Annotated in this window: 4 protein-coding genes; 3 read left to right on the forward strand and 1 reads right to left on the reverse strand. The window is 67.2% G+C overall.

Annotated features, from left to right (window positions below; translation table 11 throughout):
- A partial coding sequence (locus ACFWP5_RS46235; protein ID WP_384171324.1) for a tetratricopeptide repeat protein occupies positions 1 to 342 on the forward strand: 342 nt, incomplete at its 5' end.
- Position 343: 1 nt separating this feature from the next.
- Here ACFWP5_RS46235 and ACFWP5_RS46240 read toward each other — a convergent pair.
- Entirely contained in the window at positions 344 to 754 is a 411-nt protein-coding gene (locus ACFWP5_RS46240; protein WP_384171327.1) for a hypothetical protein, read from the reverse strand.
- 78 nt (positions 755 to 832) lie between these two features.
- On the opposite strand from ACFWP5_RS46240, the gene ACFWP5_RS46245 reads away from it, so the two are divergent.
- Complete coding sequence (locus ACFWP5_RS46245) at positions 833 to 1654, forward strand: helix-turn-helix domain-containing protein (RefSeq protein ID WP_384171330.1); 822 nt, start codon at positions 833 to 835, stop codon at positions 1652 to 1654.
- On the forward strand, positions 1651 to 1822 hold a 172-nt coding region (locus ACFWP5_RS46250; protein WP_384171339.1), incomplete at its 3' end, for a DUF397 domain-containing protein. The genes ACFWP5_RS46245 and ACFWP5_RS46250, both read left to right, overlap by 4 nt.

Consider the following 1822-nt stretch of genomic DNA (forward strand, 5'->3'; position numbering starts at 1 on the left):
GAGGATTGTGTGCGGGTGTTGGGTGGGGATCACCCGGACACGTTGCAGTCGCGGAACAACCTGGCTTACGCGTATCAGGCGTCGGGTGATGTGGTGCGGGCGATCCGGTTGTACGAGCGGGTGTTGGAGGATCGTGTGCGGGTGTTGGGTGGGGATCACCCGCACACGCTGGCTTCGCAGAACAACCTGGCTTACGCATATCAGGCGTCGGGTGATGTGGCGCGGGCGATCCCGCTGTATGAGCAGGCACTTGCCGACTGTCTTCGTGTACTGGGCGAGGACCACCCGACGACAGCGGCCGTCCGCGCGAATCTCGCCGCCGCGCGCGCCCAACAGCCCTGACCTACGCCCCCACCAACGCCAGCACCGCCCCCAACCGCCCCGCCTCCACAAACGGCGCCGTAACCGTAGGCTCGCTGTACCACCGCAACGGCCACGTGTTCCCGTCCAGCGCCGGAATCCCGATGTACGTGACAGTACGAGTGCCCCGGCCGCCGAACTGCTGCACACCCAAAGGCCAGTTGTGCCGACGGACCTCCCCGGCTGCCAGCAGGAAGTACATCCACCGGAACCCGGCGGCCTCGCAGACGACAGGCCCCGCATCCCCGTCGGCGGCCTCGATGAGACGCGTGGCGACCCGTTCTCCCCGTACGCCTTCGATGCGTACGGCGTCGAAGTAGACGCCGGTGAGGCGGAGTTGGTGGCCGGACGCGGGAATCCAGTCCGGCAGGTGAATTGAGTCGGTCATGGTCACACGGTGGCGTTTGCGAAGCTACGCTCGGTAGTGACTGAGGTGATACACGCCGGGGTGTATCGGTCGGAGGTGGGTGCTGTGCCGGGCCAGTCCAACGCCGCCAACTCCCTGCCGCCGCCTGTGGCCTGGCGGTACAGCGGGAACCAGCTGAAGCGGTGGCGCACCAAGGCCAACGTGAGCCGGGAGGAGCTGGCCGCCGCCTCCAACTACTCGCCGGACACCATCAAGTCGATGGAGCAGGGCGTACGCATGCCGACGCCGCGCGTGCTCGACGTGGCCGATGGGTTGTGCCGGGCTGAGGGGTTGCTGAGCGCGGCCAAGGATTACCTGCAGAAGGAGAAATTTCCGGCGCGAGCACAGGACTTCATGGAGCGGGAGAAGGAGGCGATCAGCCACTGGTCGTACGAGACCACGGTCGTCCCGGGGCTGTTGCAGACGCCGGGGTACGCGCGCACGCTGATCGAGAACCGCTGCCCGCCCCTGGACGAGGAGACGGTGGAGGAGCGGATCGAGGGACGCATGGAGCGGCAGGCCATCCTCACCGAGCGGAAGCCGCCGGTGGCCCTGAGTTTCGTCCTCTACGAGGCGGTGCTGCGCAGTCCCCTGGTGGACACCGAACAGCTGCGCCGTCTGCTGGAGGTGTCCCGTCTGCGGAACGTCACCGTGCAGGTGCTCCCCTTCGAACGGGCCATCCCCTCGGCCCTCATGGGGTCCATGGTGCTGCTGGAGACCCGCGACCATGAGCGGTTCGCCTATGCGGAGGGCCCGTTCGCCAGCGAGCTGTCGGCCGATCCGGAGGTTGTCAGCCGGGTGACCGAGCGGCTTAGCATGATCCGCGCGCAGGCTCTCAGCCCCGCTGAGTCGGCCCGTTTCGCCGAACGGATGGTGGATCAGCCATGAGTGACCAGCTGAAGTGGTTCAAGTCGAGCTACAGCGACGACGAGGGCGGCAACTGCGTCGAAGTCGCCCTGCCCACCCCCCAAACCGGGTTTTCGAACTTGAGCGGTGCGGTCCTTGCCCGTGCCCGCCAGAGGGGACCCTCCGCGCGGAAGTGTGACACTTCGGCGC

The sequence above is a fragment of the Streptomyces sp. NPDC058469 genome, from assembly GCF_042721125.1.
In the GTDB taxonomy this organism is placed as follows: Bacteria; Actinomycetota; Actinomycetes; order Streptomycetales; family Streptomycetaceae; genus Streptomyces.